This window comes from Brevundimonas olei (assembly GCF_037055245.1).
Taxonomy (GTDB): domain Bacteria; phylum Pseudomonadota; class Alphaproteobacteria; order Caulobacterales; family Caulobacteraceae; genus Brevundimonas; species Brevundimonas olei.
Genome location: NZ_CP146369.1, coordinates 1,297,167 through 1,314,386, shown reverse-complemented (window position 1 = coordinate 1,314,386; position 17,220 = coordinate 1,297,167). Strand labels below are relative to the sequence as shown.

The following is a 17,220-nucleotide window of genomic DNA, read 5'->3' as shown; positions in this document are numbered from 1 at the left end:
GGCTCATTCTTCAGGCGTCCAGCGGCGGATGACGGTGCGCGCCGCGCCATCAGGCGCGACGTGGATCAGGGCGGTGCGGACGGCGCGGGCGTCGCCGTGGGCGATCTCAACCCGCAGGTCGAAATAGCGGGTGGCCAGGGTGATCTGACCCTTGGTCTCTTCGTCGACGACCACGCCCGACAGGGCGGGCTGGGTCCAGAAGGCGTCTGTGCTGCTCCAGCCCATCGCCGGACGCGCGGCGATGGCCGCCTTGGCTGCGTTCAGCCCCACCACGCCCCGGCTGATCGCGACCAGCAGCACGGCGTCCTGCGGCTCCAGCGTGTTGACGTTCAGCGGCGACAGCCGCGCCTCCGGCAGGGCGCACAGATAGGGCCTCAAACGGCGATAGAGTTCGTCGTCCACTCCCGCCACAGCGCGCAGCTCGCTGACCTCGGCCAGCATGACCCCGCCGGTGCGATACGGCGTCGGGCGGCTGGCGTAGGCGGCGTCTTCCGCCCCCTGCGGCGAAACCTCGTCGTCGCCGTCCATCCAGTCGGTCAGGGCCGCCGCGACCGCCGCCATCCGCCCGCGGGGTACCCCCAACGCGGCGCCCAGGGCGATGAACTGGGCCGCCCCTTCGGGCCGCGCCATCAGATCCTCGCCCTGCCCCAGCACCAAGCTGTTCAGGTTGAAGCACGACTGACCGTCCCGGATCACCGCTTGACCTTCGCCGTCTTCCAGCGGCAGGGCGAAGACGCGACCGTTCCACTGCGGCTGTAACGGTGTGCGCGCGGAATCGGCGCGGACCAGATCAGACAGCCGCTGCCGCGCCAGCGCCTCCGCCCCCGCCGCATAGGCTTGCGCCTGCGCCTGGCTCTCGGCGTTGGTGGTGCGGCGCACGGAAAAGCGCACATCGTCCAGTAGCACCACACACAGCGCCGCCATCACCGCCACCAGCAACAGGACGGTCAGCAAAGCCATGCCCCGACGATCGCGCGCGCCCGGCTTCATGCAGCGGCGACCAGAAACAGCTGCTCGAACATGCCGAAGCCGTCCAACGTCAGCGTCACCCGCACGGCGTCCGGCAGGGGCCGGTCGCTGCTGGCGGAAAAGGCGGGCGCCTCGGACCCGTTCTGGATGAAGGCGATGCGAGCGTCCTTCACCCCGCGATACAGCACCTGCGGCGGCCCGGCCCGCGCCCCGTCCAGATAGGGCGCCACCCGCCGCTCCAGCCGGTCCTCGACCAGCCGGTATTCAACGCGCTGGACCGAGGCGCGCGGCGCGCCGTCCGGGTTGCTCCACCCGCTGCGGGCCAGGACCAGCAAGGGATCGCCCGGAGACTGCGGCCCCATGATCGCCTGAGGCGCCGGACGCCCCGTCGGCCCGCGCACCCGCCGCCCCGTCGCTTGCGCCAGATCGGCGCGCAGCAGCGCCCGCGTGCGTTGCAGCGCGGCCACCCGATCCGCGTTCGCCTTCACCGCGAACCGCGTCTCGATCGACTGGCCCAGCACCAGCGCGCCCGCGCCCGCCAGCAAGGCGAAGATCAACAGGGCGATCATCACCTCGACCAGTGTAAATCCGGCTCTCTTTCTTCCGCTATCGCTCGCCGCGCGGCGGCTCGCTGCTTGAGCGGATAGGCGATCTTTCCTCATGCGCCCGCCGCCCGGAACAGCACGCGCTCGGCAGCCTGTTCCTCATCGGCGAAGACGCGGACGTCGATGCGGCCGGCGCCGGGCATATCCGTCGCGCTGACCACCCGCACCCAGCGCCACTCGCGCCCGCCCAGCGACGCTTGTCCCTGCGTGCTGCCGCTGGGCAGGTCGCGCGCGATCATCGCCTCCGCCGCCACATTATCGGCGACGACGCCGCCCAACGTCCGCGTCTCGACCCGCGTCGCCGAGCGCGTGCTCTCGCCCGACAGGTTCAACAGCGCCATCGCCGCCAGACCGAACACGGCCAGCGCCACCAGACACTCCATCAGGGTGAAGCCCGCGCGGGGCGAACCCTCACTCATGGATCGTCACCTCGCCCGCCCCGTCGATGGCGACGGTGACGGAGCGGCCCTCACGCTCCAGTCGCACGCTGGCGGCGTCGGCGCCGCCGGTGGGATCGAACACGGCGCGGGCGGCTCCGGCGACGGCGGCGCCCTCCCCCCATGCTGTCGGCGCCAGAACGCCCGTCAAAGGCGTCCAGACGGCGCCGTCGAAACTCTCAAAGCCATAGCCCGCCGCATCGGCGCGCAGAGCCACCGGCCGGTTGGTCATCACCGCCTCTTCGCGCGCCAGCGTCAGGCGCGCGGCGAACCGCTCGGCCTCGACCGCCAGAGTCGGGCGCGGGTCCAGCATGGACAGCACCACCGCCCCCGCCGCCACGCCGATGATGGCGATGACGACCATTAACTCGACGAGGGTGAAGCCCATTCTTTGTTCACTACCGCGCGCGCGCCGGGCGCGCGCTGCTTGAGCGAGTTGTCGCGCGCTACCGCTCACCGCGCGGCGGCTCGCTGCTTGAGCGCATTGGAGCGCGCGCATCGACCGGGCGTGGTCAGCCCTGCCAGTTGCCGATGTCGGCGTCATTCCCCTCGCCCCCTTCCTGACCGTCGGCGCCGAAGGACCAGATGTCGAACTGGCCGCCATGGGCGCTGCGGCGGCGGTACTGGTAGGGATTGCCCCACGGATCTTCCGGCAGGCGACGGACATAGCCGCCCTGGCGATAGCGTTCCGGCCGCGCCAGATCGGCGGGCGGCGCAGTCAGGGCCTTTAGCCCCTGCTGGTCCGTCGGGAAGGTCAGATTGTCGAGGCGATAGGTCTCCACCGCCTGCTCCAGCACCGAGATGTCGGCCCGCGCCTTGCCGACCATGGCCTTGTCCTGACTGGGCAGGACATTGATCGCCACCACCGTCGCCAACAGGCCGATAATGACGATGACGACCATTAATTCGACAAGGGTGAAGCCCTGACGTTTATCCTGAGTATCTTCGCTGCGCATGGAAGGTCTCCTCACCCCAGAGCCAGGGTGTTGATCTGAAGGATGGGAAGCAGGATCGACAGCACGATCACGGCGACGATCCCGCCCATGACCACGATGATCGCCGGCTCCAGCAGGCTGAGCATCACGGCGGTGAAGTTAGAGAATTCGCGCTCCAGATAGTCGGCCGCGCGCTCCAGCATGGGCTCCAGCCGACCGCTGCTTTCGCCGGAAGCGGTCATGTAGACGAGGATGGGCGGGAAAACCTCGGCGCGGCGCATGGCGGCCGACAGGCCGCCGCCTTCGCGCACGGCCTCGCCCATCTGTTCGGTGGCGCGGCGCAAGGCGCGGTTGGAGACGGTGCGGGCAGTGATGGTCAGCCCCTCCAGCACCGGCAGGCCCGCCGCGATCATCGTCGACAGGGTGCGGGCCATGCGCGCCCCGTGCAGATCGCGCGTCAGCCGCCCGACCAGCGGCAGGCGCAGCACCCAGGCGTCCATCTTCAACCGCACCGCCTCGCGCCGCCGCGCGATCAGCCCTGCGGCGACCACGGCGGCGAGGATCAGCACCATCAGCCAGCCCCAGTCGCGCATCAGATCCGACAGGCCGATGACCAGCCGCGTCAGCAGCGGCAGGGTCTGGCCCATGCTGTCGAACTGATCGACCACCTTGGGCACGATATAGGTCATCATGGCGACGATGACGCCCAGCGCCACCACCGCCAGCACGCACGGATAGACCAGCGCCGTCAGCACCTTGCCGCGCACGACCTCGTCCCGTTCCAGCCCGTCGGCCAGGCGTTCGAGGATGGGCTGCAGCGCGCCCGACTGCTCGCCCGCCGCCGTCATGGCGCGATACAGCGGCGGAAAAGCCGCGCCCTGCTGGCCCATGGCGTCCGACAGACGTCGCCCTTCGATCACCCCGGCGTGGACGCCTTCCAGCACCCGGCGCAGGTTCGGCCGGTCGGCCTGAAGCATCAGGTTGCGCAGCGCCTCCTCCAGCGGAGAGACGGAAATCAGCGTCGCCAGTTGCCGCGTCGTGAGCGCCAGCGCCTTGGGCGACAGCCGCCCGGCCTTGCCAGCCTTCGCCGACGTCGCGACCGTCCCCGAGCGACCGGGCGACAGTTGCAACGGCGCCAGCTGGCGCTTGGCCAACGCCTTGCGCGCAGCGGCCTCGTCGGCGGCGCTCAGAGAGCCGCTGACCGTCCGCCCGGCTGCATCGGCCGCGATGTAGTCGAAGGCCGCCATCAGGCCGCGACCTCTTCGGCGGCGGTCTCCTGACGCGCCACGCGCAGGGCTTCCTCGACCGAGGTGACGCCGTCCAGCACCAGCACCCGCGCCCGGTCGGCCAGCGTTCCGCCGCGCGCGAAGGCGGCGTCGAACACCGCGTCTTCATCCGCGCCCGAGGCGATCAGGCGGCGCACCTTCTCGTCCACCGTCAGCGTCTCATAAAGGCCGATACGCCCGACATAGCCGGTCGAGCCGCAGTCCGCGCAGCCGTGCGGCCGCCAGACGCGCGCGCCCTCATCGGCGCCGATCAGCCGCGCCGTCGCCCTGTCCGCAGTCTCCTCGATCCGGCAGTGCGGGCACAGGCGCCGCACCAGCCGCTGCGCCACCACCAGCCGCAAGGTCGAGGCCAGCAGGAAGGGCTCGACCCCCATATCGCGCAGGCGCGTCACCGCCCCGGCCGCGTCATTGGTGTGAACCGTCGACAGCACCAGGTGGCCGGTCAGCGACGCCTGAACGGCGATGGCCGCCGTCTCCGTGTCGCGGATTTCGCCGACCATGACCACGTCCGGATCCTGACGCAGGATGGCCCGCAGACCGGCGGCGAAGGTCATGCCGACCTTGGGGTTCACCTGCGTCTGGCCGACCCCCTCCATGGCGTATTCGACCGGGTCTTCGACCGTCAGGATGTTGCGCGATCCGTCGTTCAGCAGCGACAACCCGGCATAGAGGCTGGTCGTCTTGCCCGAACCGGTCGGGCCGGTGACCAGGATGATGCCGTTCGGCTCGGCCAGCGCATGGCGGAAGGCGTCCAGCGCCGCCGGGTCCATGCCCAGCCGGTCCAGCGTCAGCCCGGCCTGATCCTTGTCCAGAATCCGCAGCACCACCCGCTCGCCCGCCCGCGACGGCAGGGTCGAGACGCGCACGTCCAGCGACTTGCCGCCCAGCGTCAGGGGGATGCGCCCGTCCTGGGGCTTGCGCTTCTCGGCGATGTCGAGGCGCGCCATGACCTTGATGCGCGACACCAGCAGCGGCGCGACGCGCGGGTTCAGGCTCAGCGCCTCGCGCAGCACCCCATCCACCCGCATCCGCACCAGCAGCCGCGTCTCATAGCTTTCCAGATGCACGTCCGAGGCGCCGATGCGGGCGGCCTCGGCGATGACCCCGTTGATCAGGCGGATGACCGGCGCGTCGTCCGTGGCGTCCAGCAGGTCCGCCGCCGCCGGAATGTCATCCACCAGACTATCCAGCCCCACCGGCAGGGACAGGTCGTCGCCGTCGGCCGCCGTCAACTGCTCGCCCGCATAGACCTCCGACAGTTTGCGGTCGAAGGCGGCGGCGCTGAGCGGCGTCGCCTCCAGCGGGCGGCCCAGCGCGCGGCGCGCCTCGACCAGAGCCAGCGGATCGGCGCCCTCGCGCACGCCCACCGCCATCACCTCGCCCGCCGCCAGCAGCACGACGCCGTGGGTCTTGGCGAAGCCATAGGGCAGACGCGGGTCGACGACAGTGATCACCGGGCGGCCCCCGACACAGGCGGCAGCGGCTGCGCCGCGACCGGCGCGACAGGGGCGATGACCAGCGGCTCTCCGGCCACGGGGGCGGCGGGCAGCTGGGCCTGCATATAGTCGCGCAGCAGGGCGTCGAGGCTCGGCTCACGATCCGGGTGAACCCGCTGCTGTTCGCCGCGCATATAACCCCAGCGGTCCGCCGCCAGCCCCTGCGCATCCGCCGTGGTGCGCAGGATGGTCGGGCGCAGGAAGACCATCAGATTGGTCCGTCCCCGCTCGCGGCTGGTCGAGCGGAACAGCAAGCCGACGCCCGGAATATCGCCCAGCCCCGGCACCCTGCTCGTCTCCAGCCGGTCCTTCTGATCCAGCAGGCCGCCCGCCACAGCGATGTCGCCGTCATCGACGACCAGCGTCGTCTCCAGCTCACGCTTGTCCAGGATCAGGTCGCTGGCGCCGCTGGTCAGCAGGCCATTGATGCTCGACACCTCCTGCCGCAGCGTCAGGGTGATGGAGCCGCCCGCATTGATCTGGGGCCGGACCGTCAGGCGCACCCCGATGTCCTTGCGCTGGGTCGTGGTGAAGGGGTTGGAGTTGCCGTCCAGAATGGCCCGGCCGGTGGTGATCGGCACCTCCTGTCCCACCAGGAAGGTCGCCTCTTCGTTGTCCAGCGTCATGATCGACGGGGTCTGCAACAGGTTGGAGCCCGCGTCCGTCTTGGCCGCATTGATGATGAAGCCGAACAGGCCGTCGCCCCACTTGCCGCCCGCCCCGCCGACGAAGCCGTTGGCGCCCAGCAGGCTGTTCAGCGCCAGGTTCTGCAGCCGCTCGCGCAGGGGGTCGTCCTTGTCCAGCTGGCCCGCCGCCGCCCCGCCCGCGATGGGGACTAACGGCGCCGCACGGTCGGAATAGTTGGTCAGGCCGACGCCGTTTTCGCCCGCCATCAGCCACTGCACGCCCAGATCGCGCACGGCCTTGTCGCTCAGTTCGACGACGATGGCCTCGATCAGCACCTGCTGGCGACGCACGTCCAACTGCCGGATCACCTCGGTCAGGGTGCGTTGCAGGTCCGCCGGGCCCGAGATGACCAGGGCGTTCGCGCCGGGGAAGCGGGCGATGGTCGCGCGCTGGCCGGTAGCGGTCACGGTGGTCGAGCCGATCGGGCCGCTGTCAGCCTCGCCCGTCGTGGTCAGACCGCCCTGTCCCATGCCGCTGGTCGTCTGGTTCGTCCCGGTGCGGGCGGTGCGCAGGCGCGGCGAAGACGTCGCCGCCGCATCGGCAGGCTGGCCGACGATCTGTTGCAGAACCGGCAGAAGCTGTTCGGCGTCGGCGTGTTCCAGGAAGACGACATTGACGTCCTGGCTGGCCCGCGCCCGGCCGTCCAGGTCGGCGATCAGACCGCGCACCCGCGCCAACGCCTGACCGTCCCCGCGCAGCACCAGCGCGTTGGAGCTTTCCACCGGCGTAATCGTCACCAGACCCGGCCCGCCGGGACCGCCCGTCACCTGTTGCAGCACGCCCGCGATCTCGCGCGCCGAGGCGTTCTCCAGCGCCACAACCTCATAGGCCGAACGGTCCACGTCGATGCGGCCGACCAGCGCCCGGATGCGCGCCAGATTGTCGGCGAAGTCGGCCACGACCACGCTGTTGGCGCCGGGATTGGCCAGCACCTGTCCCTGCGCCCCGACCAGCGGCCGGATCGTCTCGGCGGCCGAGGCGGCGTCGATGTGGCGAAGGGTGAAGACCTCGGTCGAGAACCGCTCGGCGCCGACCGTGGCCGGGCCCTGCGCCGCGCCCTGCGCCGGACTGATGCGATAGGCCCCCGAGGACGTCGGCGTCACCACCAGACCATTGGCCCGCAGCGTCGACAGAAACACCTCGAACAACTGGGCGCGGGTCAGGGGGCGCGGGCTGGACACCGTCACCGTGCCGGTCACTGCCGGATCGACGATGAAGGTCCGCCCCGTCGTGCGCGCCACATCCTGCACGAAGGCGCGGATGTCGGCGTTCTGGACGTTCAGCGTCTGACGCGCTTCCTGCGCGATCACCGGCGCGGCGGCCAGCGGCTGGACCGCCAGAACAGCGGCCAGAACGCCGGTGAGAATGCTGCGGCTGCGGGCCTTCATGGGCGCGTCCTTACGGTGGTGGAGCGGACCTGACCGTCGCGCTCGAACTGGATCTGGGCCGAGGGGGCGTCGGCCAACTGGCCGCGCAGGGCGGCGAGCGCCTGCGGGCTGTTCAGGGCCGCGCCGTTGACCGACAGGATGACGTCGCCCGAACGCAGGCCTGCGTTTCTCAGCTCGCCGCCGTCGCCCGAGGCGGAAACGGTCAGGCCGTTGATTCCCAACCCCTGAACGCGCGGCCGCAGCCCCGCCTGGGCGATCAGACGTTGAGGGTCGACCACCACGCCTTCGGCCGAAGCGGATTCGGGCGCAGTCACGGCGGGTTGCGCCGCCGCTACAGGCGCAACGGGCGCGGCGCCCGAGGCCATGTCGGGAAAGTCGAGACGGAAAGGCGCGCCGCCGCGCGACAGCATGACGTGGTCGGGGGCGACGGCGTTCAGGGTCAGCCCCGGCTCCACCTCCTCGCCCGCCCCGGCCGACACTTGGCGCCCATCCGACAGGCCGATGATGGCCGAGCCGCCGCCCACGCCGTCCGCGCGCACGCCGAACAGGGTCAGGCCCCCACCGTCCGACGCCGCCGCCTCGGCCCCGCCCCCGCCGTTGCGGAAGAAGGCGTCGAAGCGCGACAGCACGCCCAGGTCGATCTCAGATAGAGGCCGCGCCTCCACGGCCTGCGGCGTCGGCGCCGCGAACAGCCAGACCAACCGCCCGGCCTGCACCAGAAGAAGCAGGATCAAGGCCGCCTCGACCACGCGCCGCAGCGACGGACGGCGAAGGGACAGGCCGCCCTTGCCCCACGAAACGGCGCTCAGTTTGCGAAGGCCAGCGAGCAAGGAAGACATCCCCCACGGCCTCTCGCGGCCGCACCGCCTCCCTAGGCGGATGCTCCGTACCCGGCTCGCTCCGAACCATGACAGCGTCGAGAAGTTGTCACGACAGATGCAGCGGGTTCGGACGGAATGACGCGAAACATTCACCCTTCCCAACAGGAAAGGGGACGCAAAAAAGCCGGGAGACCGCTGGGGCCTCCCGGCTCGATTATCCGACGCTGCCGCCGCTTAGAAGCGCGCCGTCAGGCTGACCGAGGCGCTCTGACCCAGGTCGTACTGGTTGATGCGGATCTTGTTGCCCTTTTCCTGGTACTCCTCGAAGTCCGTCCCCAGCAGGTTGCGCAGTTCCAGGGCGAAGCCCAGGTCGCGGCCCTTCACGGTGAAGTCCTTGCGATAGACGAAGTCGAGAACGGCGCCCGGCTCCTGCAGGTAATCCGGCTCGCGCGCCGTGCCGACGCCCGCGCCGCGCGCGGTGATCCGCTCCGAGACGTAGTTCAGGATGAAGGTCGCCTGCGACCGCGCCGTGTCGTCTTCCCAACCCAGTTGCAGGTTGGCGACGTGCTCCGACTGGCCTTGCAGACGGCTGCCGTCCTGGATGAAGAACGACGCCTGTTCGGGACGCCCGCCGCCGCCCAGGGTGATGACGGTGTCGTCCTCGCCCACCGAGACGTCAGAGTCCGACCAGGTGTAGTTGGCCTGCACCAGCCAGCGCTTGTTGGAGATGAAGGCCGCCTGATCGGCGAACTCGAAATACTTCTTCACCTCGGCCTCGACGCCCATGACGGTCGCTTCCGGCGCGTTGAGGAAGGTCTGCTGTCGCTGGTTGCCGACATCGACGATCACCGCTTCGACCGGCTTGTCCAGCTTCTTATAGAAGACGCCCGCCGTGACGAACTGCTGGCGGCCGAAATACCATTCCCAGCGCGCGTCCAAGTTCAGGATCTCGGTGTCCGTCAGATAGGGGTTGCCGATGAAGACGCGGTCGCTTTCCGGGTCGGTATAGGCCTGGGGCGCCAGTTCGCGGAACTGCGGACGACCGATGGTCTTGGACGCGCCGAAGCGCAGCTGCTGATCCTCGGTGAAGTTCCACGTCGCGGTGAACGACGGCAGCCAGTACTGCTCCTCGATCTCGGTCGCCTCATAGGACGAGGTTCCGCCGAACAGGTCGCGCGGGGTCACGCTTTGCTGACCGTCCTCGAAGCGGACGCCGAAGGTGGTGCGCACGGTCGGCACGAACTCGGCGTCAACCATGGCGTAGACGGCGTTGACCTTGAGGTCGGCATCGTAGGCGTTGGCGCCGTTCGAGCCGGCGATCTCGCGCAGCTGCAGGGTCCACGGATTGATGTTGTAGTCCGAGAACAGGTAGTCGATCCGCGCGCGGCGCTGACTGTCGGTCAGGCCGTTGACGGCCTCGAACTGAAGGTCGTGACGCTCGGCCGAGCGGGTGTTGTCCAAGGTCGAGGCGCCGACGCTGATGGTCGCCTCGCGGCCCGCCGCCATCGGCAGCTTGTAGGCCAGGTCCACGCCGCCGGACCAGATTTCGTCGTCCAGTTCGCTGAACGAGATCTGGTTGCCCTGGACGTTGTGGATGAAGCGGTCCTGGGCGTCGACGCCGTACTGGAAGCGCGATTCATAGGGAGCGTCGCGCGAGGTCTTGGCGTAGGCCGCGCGCCAGTCCAGCTTCCACTCGCCGTCGGCGCCGAAGTAGTGCTCACTCGCCAGTTGGCTGGTGAACAGCTGACGCACGAACCATTCGGTGTAGTCGTTGCGGATCACGCTGCCGCCGGCGTCGAAGTCCGGCCCGGCCGACGTGCGCGCGCGCTTGGTCGTGGTGCGGACGTAGAGGTTGGTCCACTTCACCTCGTGATCGTCGGTCGTCAGCGACAGGCCGCCCAGGAAGTTCAGGCGCACGTCGTTCTGGTTGGACTCGACGTCGAAGGTCGAAACCGGCACCAGATCGTCGCCCTGGAACTGGCCCTCTTCCTGGATCGCCTGGCGCGTGCGCCAGGAGTTGTCGTAACCGGCGACGGCGATGACGCCCAGGTCGCCGATCTCGGTCGGGGTGCGGAAACCGCCCGCCAGTTCCAGGCTGCCGTCGACCGGCGTCTGCTGGCGCTGCATCAGGCGCAGCGGCGCATTGACCAGCGACCGCCCCATGGCCTGCACTTCAGACGCTGAGAAGTTGGCCAGGTTGATCTGCTTGCCGAGACGGAAGGCCTGGGCGATCTGGCCCGGAACCTTGCGCGTCTCGTCGTCGAAGCCGGTCCAGTCGGTGTCCGAGCCGTAATAGACCAGATTGTCGCGCGCGGTGGTCTCGGTGTTGCCGCCGACGCCCGCCTTGAAGGTCAGGAAGGGTTCGGCCGGGGCGTCCACGGTGCGCAGATCGATGACCCCGCCGCCGAACTCGCCCGGATAGTTGGGGGAATAGGATTTCTGAACCGTCACGCCCGCCAGGATGCTGGAGGGAAACAGGTCCAGCGGCACCACGCGTTGCAGCGGCTCGGGGCTGGGCAGCGGCGAGCCGTTCAGCAGGGCCGAGGAATAACGCTCGCCCAAGCCGCGCACATAGACGAAGCGTCCCTCGACGATCGACAGGCCCGTGACGCGGGTCAGGGCGGCGGCGGCGGTGGAATCACCGGTGCGTTGCAGGTCTTCCGAGGTCAGGAAAGCGGCCACCTCGGCGCTCTGACGGCTCGGTTCGGGGATGTTGCGGCCCAGGACGACGATATCGCCCAACTGGGTGGCCGGGGTCTGCGACACCTGATCCGGGCTTTCCGGATCGGCGGGCAGTTCATTGCTCAGGGCGACGGCGGCGACGGGAGCGGCCGCCTGGGCGAGCGCGAGGCTGGGCGCGCCGAAAGCGGCGACGAGAGCGCTGCTGGCCAGCAGCACCCCGTTACGGGTCAGGGTCTTGTTCTTCATGTTCGGCTGCCTTGCGTAGGTCGAGAGAGGCTGGACGCTCAAAGGGTCGGCGGCGGCCCTTTCGGACCGCCGCCTCGCCAGAGGGTTCATCAGCACTTCGCGTTGGCGGTCAGGCCGCAGGTCCAGCCCTGCCACCAGGTGTCCGAAGCGTTCTTCACGGCGCCGATGTAGTCGGTGTCGACGAAGGCGGAGTGGACGCTGGAAGCCTTGACCGGGGTCACGGCGGTTTCATTGGCGCCGTTGATGAAGGTCAGGACCTGGTTGGTGATCGTCACGCCCGAAGTCGGGGCGGTCAGGGTCGAGGTCCCCTTGGCCGTGTTGTTCGTCCCGGCCGTGAAGATCGGTTCAGACAGGGCCGCGTTCGACGCACGGTAAGAGATGCCGCAGGACATGAAGACCGAGTTGAACACCGGGTTCACGCTGGCCGTGTCGGGGTCGGCGATGTCCAGGCAGCCGGCCAGAGAACCGGAAGCACTGGTGAAGACCGAGTTGATCACGGTCGGCTTCGTGCCCGTGTCGAAGTGGGCGACGGTATGGGCGTCGGTCGGCGAGTTGCGGCCCACCAGGGTCCAGTTGGCGATCTTGGGCTGGGAGTTGTAGCGCTGGGCCAGCGGCGTCGAGGCCGGGGCGGCCGAGAACTCGAAACCGGCCGAGCGGCTGGTCGCGTTCGGGGCGCGCTGGGTCGCGATGCCGAACTGGGCGCCGCCGCGCCAGCCGGTGTCGGTGTCGAAGGCGTCATCGTCGGCGCCGTTGATGACGATGTGCTTCAGATTGACGTTGCCGCCGAAGATTTCGATGCCGTCGTCCGACGAGTTGTAGGACTGGACGTATTCGATGGTGGTGCCGGCGCCGACGCCGGCCAGGGTCAGGGCCTGCAGTTCGTTGCCCGTCGAGATCTCAAAGCCCGAGTAGCGGATCTGGACGTAACGCAGACGGCCCGAGTTGTCGTTGGCGTTGCCGCCGCCGTAGAAGGCGTTAGTGCCCTCGACCTGGCCGGTGCAGGTGACCGGCGCGGTCAGCTGACAGTTGGCCTGAGGCGCGCGACCGGCCAGGACGATCCCGCCCCACTGACCGTGCGAATTCTCGTTCGTCGTGCCTTCGACGTTCTGGCGGCTGGTGAAGATGATCGGTTGCGAGGCCGTGCCCTCGGCGTAAATCTGCGAGCCGCGGTTCACCAGCAGGTAGTCGCCGCCACCCGAGGCGAAGATGGTCACCCCCGCCTCAACCGTCAGGATGCCCTGCGTGCCCGTGTTGGCCGAGGCGTCGACGCCGCCGTCCGTGCCGACGGCCGTGCGGCCCGAGATCGAATAGATGGTGCCGGCGCGCAGCGGCACCGTCAGCGAGCCGTTGATCTGTTGCGGCAGCTGGCAGTTGCGCAGCGTGCCGTTGGCCATGGTGCCGACGTTGGCGAAGCCGGTCGGGCAGTCAGCGGCGGCCTGGCCGTTGCCGCCGCCGTTGTTGCCGCCCCCGCCATTGTTGCCGCCGCCGTTGCCGAAATCGCCTTCGCCCGGCGAGGCCACCTCGGCCGAACCGCCGCAGGCCGCCAAGGCGAGCGCGCTGGCCGCCACGGCGAGCAGGGTCTTGAAGCTGCTGTTCATCGTCATTCCACCGGTCTGGTCAAAGGATGCGACAGTGGGCGGCTCATCCGCCGCGGATGACCCTGCTTCCCTCCTGCCTCGGCGGCATGGATAGCGGCTGCTGTTTCCGAAGCTTGCGCGCTTCGGTGACGGATCGGCTTAGGTTTCTTGCCGTTTTCTCGCCGTTTGAGTGACGAATTGTCCGGTAACGGAGATTGACGGTCCTCATCCGCCGGTCATCGGACGACGCCTTGAAGCCCACGCCCCCTTGTGTCGCGGACGCGTCTGACGCAACAGGACGCGCCGGTCTGCTCGCCGGCCCCCGACACGCAAAGAAGACGAGATCCCGAATGGGCGGCTGGAACGTGCGCAAGCGCATCACTGTCAACGCGCAGGAACGCAGCCTGGCCCGCAGCCTCAGCTGGCCTCATCTGGTGGCCATGGGCGTGGGCGCCATCGTCGGCACCGGCATCCTGACCCTGATCGGCATCGGTGCCGACAAGGCCGGGCCGGCCGTCCTGCTGTCCTTCCTGATCGCGGGCTTCGTCTGCGCCTGCGCCGCCCTGGCCTATGCCGAGATGGCCTCGACCATCCCCGCCTCGGGCAGCGCCTATACCTATAACTATGTCGTCATCGGCGAGGTCGTCGCCTGGGTCATCGGCTGGAGCCTGATCCTGGAATACAGCCTGGTGGTTAGCGCCGTGGCCGTCAGCTGGTCCGGCTATGCGGCGCCCCTGCTGCACGACTGGCTGGGCCTGCCCATGGCCCTGATGCAGGGACCGCACGCGGGCGGCGTCGCCAACGTGCCCGCCTTGTTCATCATCCTGGTCATCGCCGGAATGCTGATCATCGGCACCCGCAAGAGCGCCACGCTGAACCTGGCCCTGGTGGTCGTGAAGCTGTCGGCCCTGGTGCTTTTCGTCTGGTTCGCCCTGCCCCATTTCAACGCCGCAAATCTGGAGCCGTTCAGCCCCTACGGCTTCGGCCGCACCATGGGCGAGGATGGGGTCGAGCGCGGCATCATGGCCGCCGCCGCCATCATCTTCTCGGCCTTCTACGGCTTCGACGCCATCGCCACGGCGGCCGAGGAAACCCGCAATCCCAAGCGCGACCTGGCCATCGGCATCGTCGGCTCCATGCTGGCCTGCGCGGCCATCTACACCGTCATCGCCACGGCGGCCCTGGGCGCGACCTCCTTCACCCTGTTCGCCAACAGCCCCGAGCCGCTGGCCCTGATCCTGCGCGAGATCGGCCAGCCGGGCGCCGCCCACTTCCTGGCCGTCACGGCGGTGCTGACCCTGCCGACCGTCATCCTGGCCTTCTTCTATGGCCAGAGCCGCATCTTCTTCGTCATGGCGCGCGACGGCCTGCTGCCGCGCGGCCTGTCGCAACTGTCGGCCAAGGGCGCGCCGCTGCGCATCACCGCCTTCACCGCCGTCGTGGTGGGGACCATCTCCCTGTTCTTCCCGCTGGACGAGATCGTCGCCCTGGCCAACGCCGGGACGCTTGTGGCCTTCAGCTCGGTGGCGCTGTGTATGCTGATCCTGCGCCGCCGCTCGCCCGACCTGCCGCGCGGCTTCCGCACGCCTATGGCCTGGGTCATCGGCCCGATCGCCATCGCGGGCTGCCTCTATCTGCTGGCCAGCCTGCCGCAGAAAACGCAAGCGTGGTTCCTGATCTGGAACGTGATCGGCGTCGGCGCCTATCTGCTCTATGGCCGTCGCTTCAGCGTCGCCCGCCGCGAGGCCAAGGAAGCCGAACAGGCCGCCGCCGACTGATCCATACAGGGGCGCTGCGACCGGCGCCCCCGCTAATCCTCAACCGGCCCAGGCGGTCCCCGGCGCCGCCTGCTATCCAGACGCCTCGCCCCGATGGCCGGATGGCGGAGCGGTTACGCGGCGGAGTGCATATCCGTCCAGCCTGGTTCGATTCCAGGTCCGGCCTCCATCGGGGCGCCCTGCCGTTCAGGAGCCGCCCCCCATGCGTCGCCCCATGCATCGCCCCGCGCCCCCGATCGACGCCGTGGAATGGCTGAACACGCCCGACCCGGTGCGTCTGGAAGACCTGCGCGGCAAGGTCGTCTGCATCGCCTTCCTGCAACGCCTCTGCCCCGGCTGCTCCCACTACGCCCTGCCCCAGGCCCGGCGCGTGGCTGAAACCTTCACCTCCGGCGAGGTCGCCGTCCTCGGCGTCCACAGCGTGTTCGAGCATCACGACCAGCAGTCGGACCACGCGGGCCTGATCCGATGGCTGGCCGAGCACGGCTGCCGTTTCCCCGTCGCCGTCGACGCGCCTTCAGCCGACACCACCGCGCCGCGCACCATGACCGCCTTCAATCTTCAGGGCACGCCCAGTCTGGTGCTGGTCGACCGGCTGGGCCGTATGCGGATGCGCCGTTTCGGCCCCGTCTCGGACATGATGCTGGGCGCCGAGATCATGGCCCTGTTGCTGGAGCCTGCAACCGCCGCGTGAAAGACGCCCGCGTCTGCTTGCCCCAGCGTCAAATGCTCATTTTATTGAGCATCACGAACACAAAATCAGTGACTTAGACAAAAACCATAAAGGGCTTGGCGCCTGATCCGTTATCGTGCCCACTATCCTGGACGGCGAACCAGAGGGGATCGCCTTCACAGTGAGCAGACGATATGGCCGCCCCCTTCTCCACGGATAAGGTCTTCATCGGCGGCGTCTGGCGCCCCGCTAGCGGCGAAGCGACCCTGCCGATCGAGAACCCGTCGACGGGCGAGGTCATGGGTGCGCTGGCCGCCGGAACCGCCGCCGACGTGGACGCCGCCGTCCACGCCGCGCGCGCCGCCTTCGACGGAGACTGGGGCCGCATGACGGCCGTCGAGCGCGGCCGCATCCTCGCTCGCATGGGACGCGAGGTCGAAGCCCGCATCGACCTGCTTGCCGAGCTTGAGGCGCTGGACGTCGGCAAGCCGTTGAAGCAGGCCCGCAACGACGTCCTCGCTTTGGCCCGCTACCTCGAATTTTACGCAGGCGCGGCCGACAAGCTGCACGGCGAGACCATTCCCTTCCAGGACGGCTACACCGTCTACACCCTGCGCGAGCCGCACGGGGTGACGGGCCACATCATCCCCTGGAACTATCCGATGCAGATCATCGGCCGCTCGGTCGTGGCCGCCCTGTGCGTCGGCAACGCCGTGGTGCTGAAGCCCGCCGAGCAGGCGTCGCTGACCGCCCTGGCCTTCGCCCATATCGCCGCCGACTGCGGCCTGCCCGACGGCGCGTTGAACGTCGTGACCGGCACGGGCGCCGAGGCCGGCGCGGCGCTGGCCGCCCATCCGGGGATCAACCACCTGTCCTTCACCGGCTCGACCGGGGTGGGCGTGGCCATCCAGCAGGCGGCGGCGATCAACGCCGTGCCGGTGACGCTGGAGCTGGGCGGCAAGTCGCCCCAGTTGGTGTTCGACGACGCCGATCTGGACAAGGCCCTGCCCTTCCTGGTCAACGCGGGCGCCCAGAACGCGGGCCAGACCTGCTCGGCCGGATCGCGCGTGCTGGTCCAGCGCGGCGTCTATGACGAGGTCGTGCGCCGCATGGCCGAGCGCTTCGCCGCCCTGACCGTCGGCCCCGCCATGAACGACCGCGATGTCGGCCCGCTGGTGTCGAAGAAGCAGCAGGTCATGGTCGAAGGCTTCATCGACAAGGGCCGCGCCGACGGCCTGATCGTGGCGCAGGCGACGCTGGGCGACCTGCCGTCGGGCGGCGCCTATGTCGCGCCCACCCTGTTCGCCAATGTCGCGCCGGATCATCCGCTGGCGCAGCAGGAAATCTTCGGCCCGGCCGTCGTCGTCATCCCGTTCGAGACCGAGGACGAGGCCGTCGCCATCGCCAACGGCACGCCCTACGGCCTCGTCGCCGGGGTCTGGACCGCCGACGGCGGGCGGCAGATGCGACTGGCCAAGCGGCTGCGGGCCGGACAGGTCTTCATCAACAACTACGGCGCGGCGGGCGGGGTCGAACTGCCCTTCGGCGGCGTCGGAAAATCGGGCCACGGTCGCGAAAAAGGGTTCGAGGCGCTCTACGCCTTCACCACCCTGAAGACCGTCGCGGCTCATCACGGATAG

14 protein-coding genes and 1 tRNA gene are annotated in these 17,220 nt (G+C 69.3%); 4 read left to right on the top strand and 11 right to left on the bottom strand.

The window, feature by feature from the left end; translation table 11 throughout:
* Positions 1–3: 3 nt before the first annotated feature.
* The 11 genes from gspK to V8J38_RS06205 form a co-directional block, all read right to left on the bottom strand.
* Entirely contained in the window at positions 4–960 is a 957-nt protein-coding gene (gene gspK, locus V8J38_RS06255; RefSeq protein WP_338578334.1) for a type II secretion system minor pseudopilin GspK, read from the bottom strand.
* A gap of 26 nt (positions 961–986) precedes the next feature.
* Entirely contained in the window at positions 987–1,631 is a 645-nt protein-coding gene (gene gspJ / locus V8J38_RS06250; protein WP_338578333.1) for a type II secretion system minor pseudopilin GspJ, read from the bottom strand.
* Positions 1,628–1,993 carry a type II secretion system minor pseudopilin GspI gene (gene gspI / locus V8J38_RS06245; protein WP_338578332.1) on the bottom strand — a complete coding sequence of 122 codons (366 nt, stop codon included), beginning with the start codon at positions 1,991–1,993 and terminating at the stop codon, positions 1,628–1,630. Before gspI ends, gspJ begins: the two co-directional genes overlap by 4 nt.
* Positions 1,986–2,399 (bottom strand): GspH/FimT family pseudopilin, encoded by a 414-nt coding sequence (locus V8J38_RS06240; protein WP_338578331.1) that lies wholly within the window; start codon positions 2,397–2,399, stop codon positions 1,986–1,988. Before V8J38_RS06240 ends, gspI begins: the two co-directional genes overlap by 8 nt.
* A gap of 124 nt (positions 2,400–2,523) precedes the next feature.
* The gene (gene gspG / locus V8J38_RS06235; RefSeq protein WP_338578330.1) at positions 2,524–2,967 is read right to left on the bottom strand and encodes a type II secretion system major pseudopilin GspG; all 444 of its coding nucleotides are present in this window, start codon (positions 2,965–2,967) and stop codon (positions 2,524–2,526) included.
* Positions 2,968–2,978: 11 nt separating this feature from the next.
* Positions 2,979–4,193 (bottom strand): type II secretion system inner membrane protein GspF, encoded by a 1,215-nt coding sequence (gene gspF, locus V8J38_RS06230; protein ID WP_338578329.1) that lies wholly within the window; start codon positions 4,191–4,193, stop codon positions 2,979–2,981.
* Positions 4,193–5,686: a type II secretion system ATPase GspE gene (gene gspE / locus V8J38_RS06225; RefSeq protein ID WP_338578328.1), complete on the bottom strand. Its 1,494-nt coding sequence runs from the start codon at positions 5,684–5,686 to the stop codon at positions 4,193–4,195. The genes gspF and gspE overlap by 1 nt, the downstream gene beginning before the upstream one ends.
* Positions 5,683–7,803: a type II secretion system secretin GspD gene (gene gspD, locus V8J38_RS06220; protein WP_338578327.1), complete on the bottom strand. Its 2,121-nt coding sequence runs from the start codon at positions 7,801–7,803 to the stop codon at positions 5,683–5,685. The genes gspE and gspD overlap by 4 nt, the downstream gene beginning before the upstream one ends.
* Positions 7,800–8,642, bottom strand: coding sequence for a type II secretion system protein N (locus V8J38_RS06215; protein ID WP_338578326.1), 843 nt, complete (start codon positions 8,640–8,642; stop codon positions 7,800–7,802). The genes gspD and V8J38_RS06215 overlap by 4 nt, the downstream gene beginning before the upstream one ends.
* Positions 8,643–8,858: 216 nt before the next feature.
* Positions 8,859–11,552 (bottom strand): TonB-dependent receptor domain-containing protein, encoded by a 2,694-nt coding sequence (locus V8J38_RS06210; RefSeq protein WP_338578325.1) that lies wholly within the window; start codon positions 11,550–11,552, stop codon positions 8,859–8,861.
* Between the two features lie 89 nt (positions 11,553–11,641).
* The gene (locus V8J38_RS06205) at positions 11,642–13,150 is read right to left on the bottom strand and encodes a hypothetical protein (RefSeq protein ID WP_338578324.1); all 1,509 of its coding nucleotides are present in this window, start codon (positions 13,148–13,150) and stop codon (positions 11,642–11,644) included.
* 329 nt (positions 13,151–13,479) lie between these two features.
* Between V8J38_RS06205 and V8J38_RS06200 the strand changes: the two genes are divergently transcribed.
* The 4 genes from V8J38_RS06200 to V8J38_RS06185 all read left to right on the top strand — a co-directional run bounded on the left by V8J38_RS06200 (position 13,480) and on the right by V8J38_RS06185 (position 17,220).
* Entirely contained in the window at positions 13,480–14,907 is a 1,428-nt protein-coding gene (locus tag V8J38_RS06200; protein WP_338578323.1) for an amino acid permease, read from the top strand.
* Positions 14,908–15,002: 95 nt separating this feature from the next.
* Positions 15,003–15,076: transfer RNA gene (locus tag V8J38_RS06195), tRNA-Cys, on the top strand.
* Positions 15,077–15,109: 33 nt separating this feature from the next.
* Positions 15,110–15,601 carry a redoxin family protein gene (locus V8J38_RS06190; protein ID WP_338578322.1) on the top strand — a complete coding sequence of 164 codons (492 nt, stop codon included), beginning with the start codon at positions 15,110–15,112 and terminating at the stop codon, positions 15,599–15,601.
* A 173-nt stretch (positions 15,602–15,774) separates the two neighbouring features.
* Complete coding sequence (locus V8J38_RS06185; RefSeq protein ID WP_338578320.1) at positions 15,775–17,220, top strand: aldehyde dehydrogenase family protein; 1,446 nt, start codon at positions 15,775–15,777, stop codon at positions 17,218–17,220.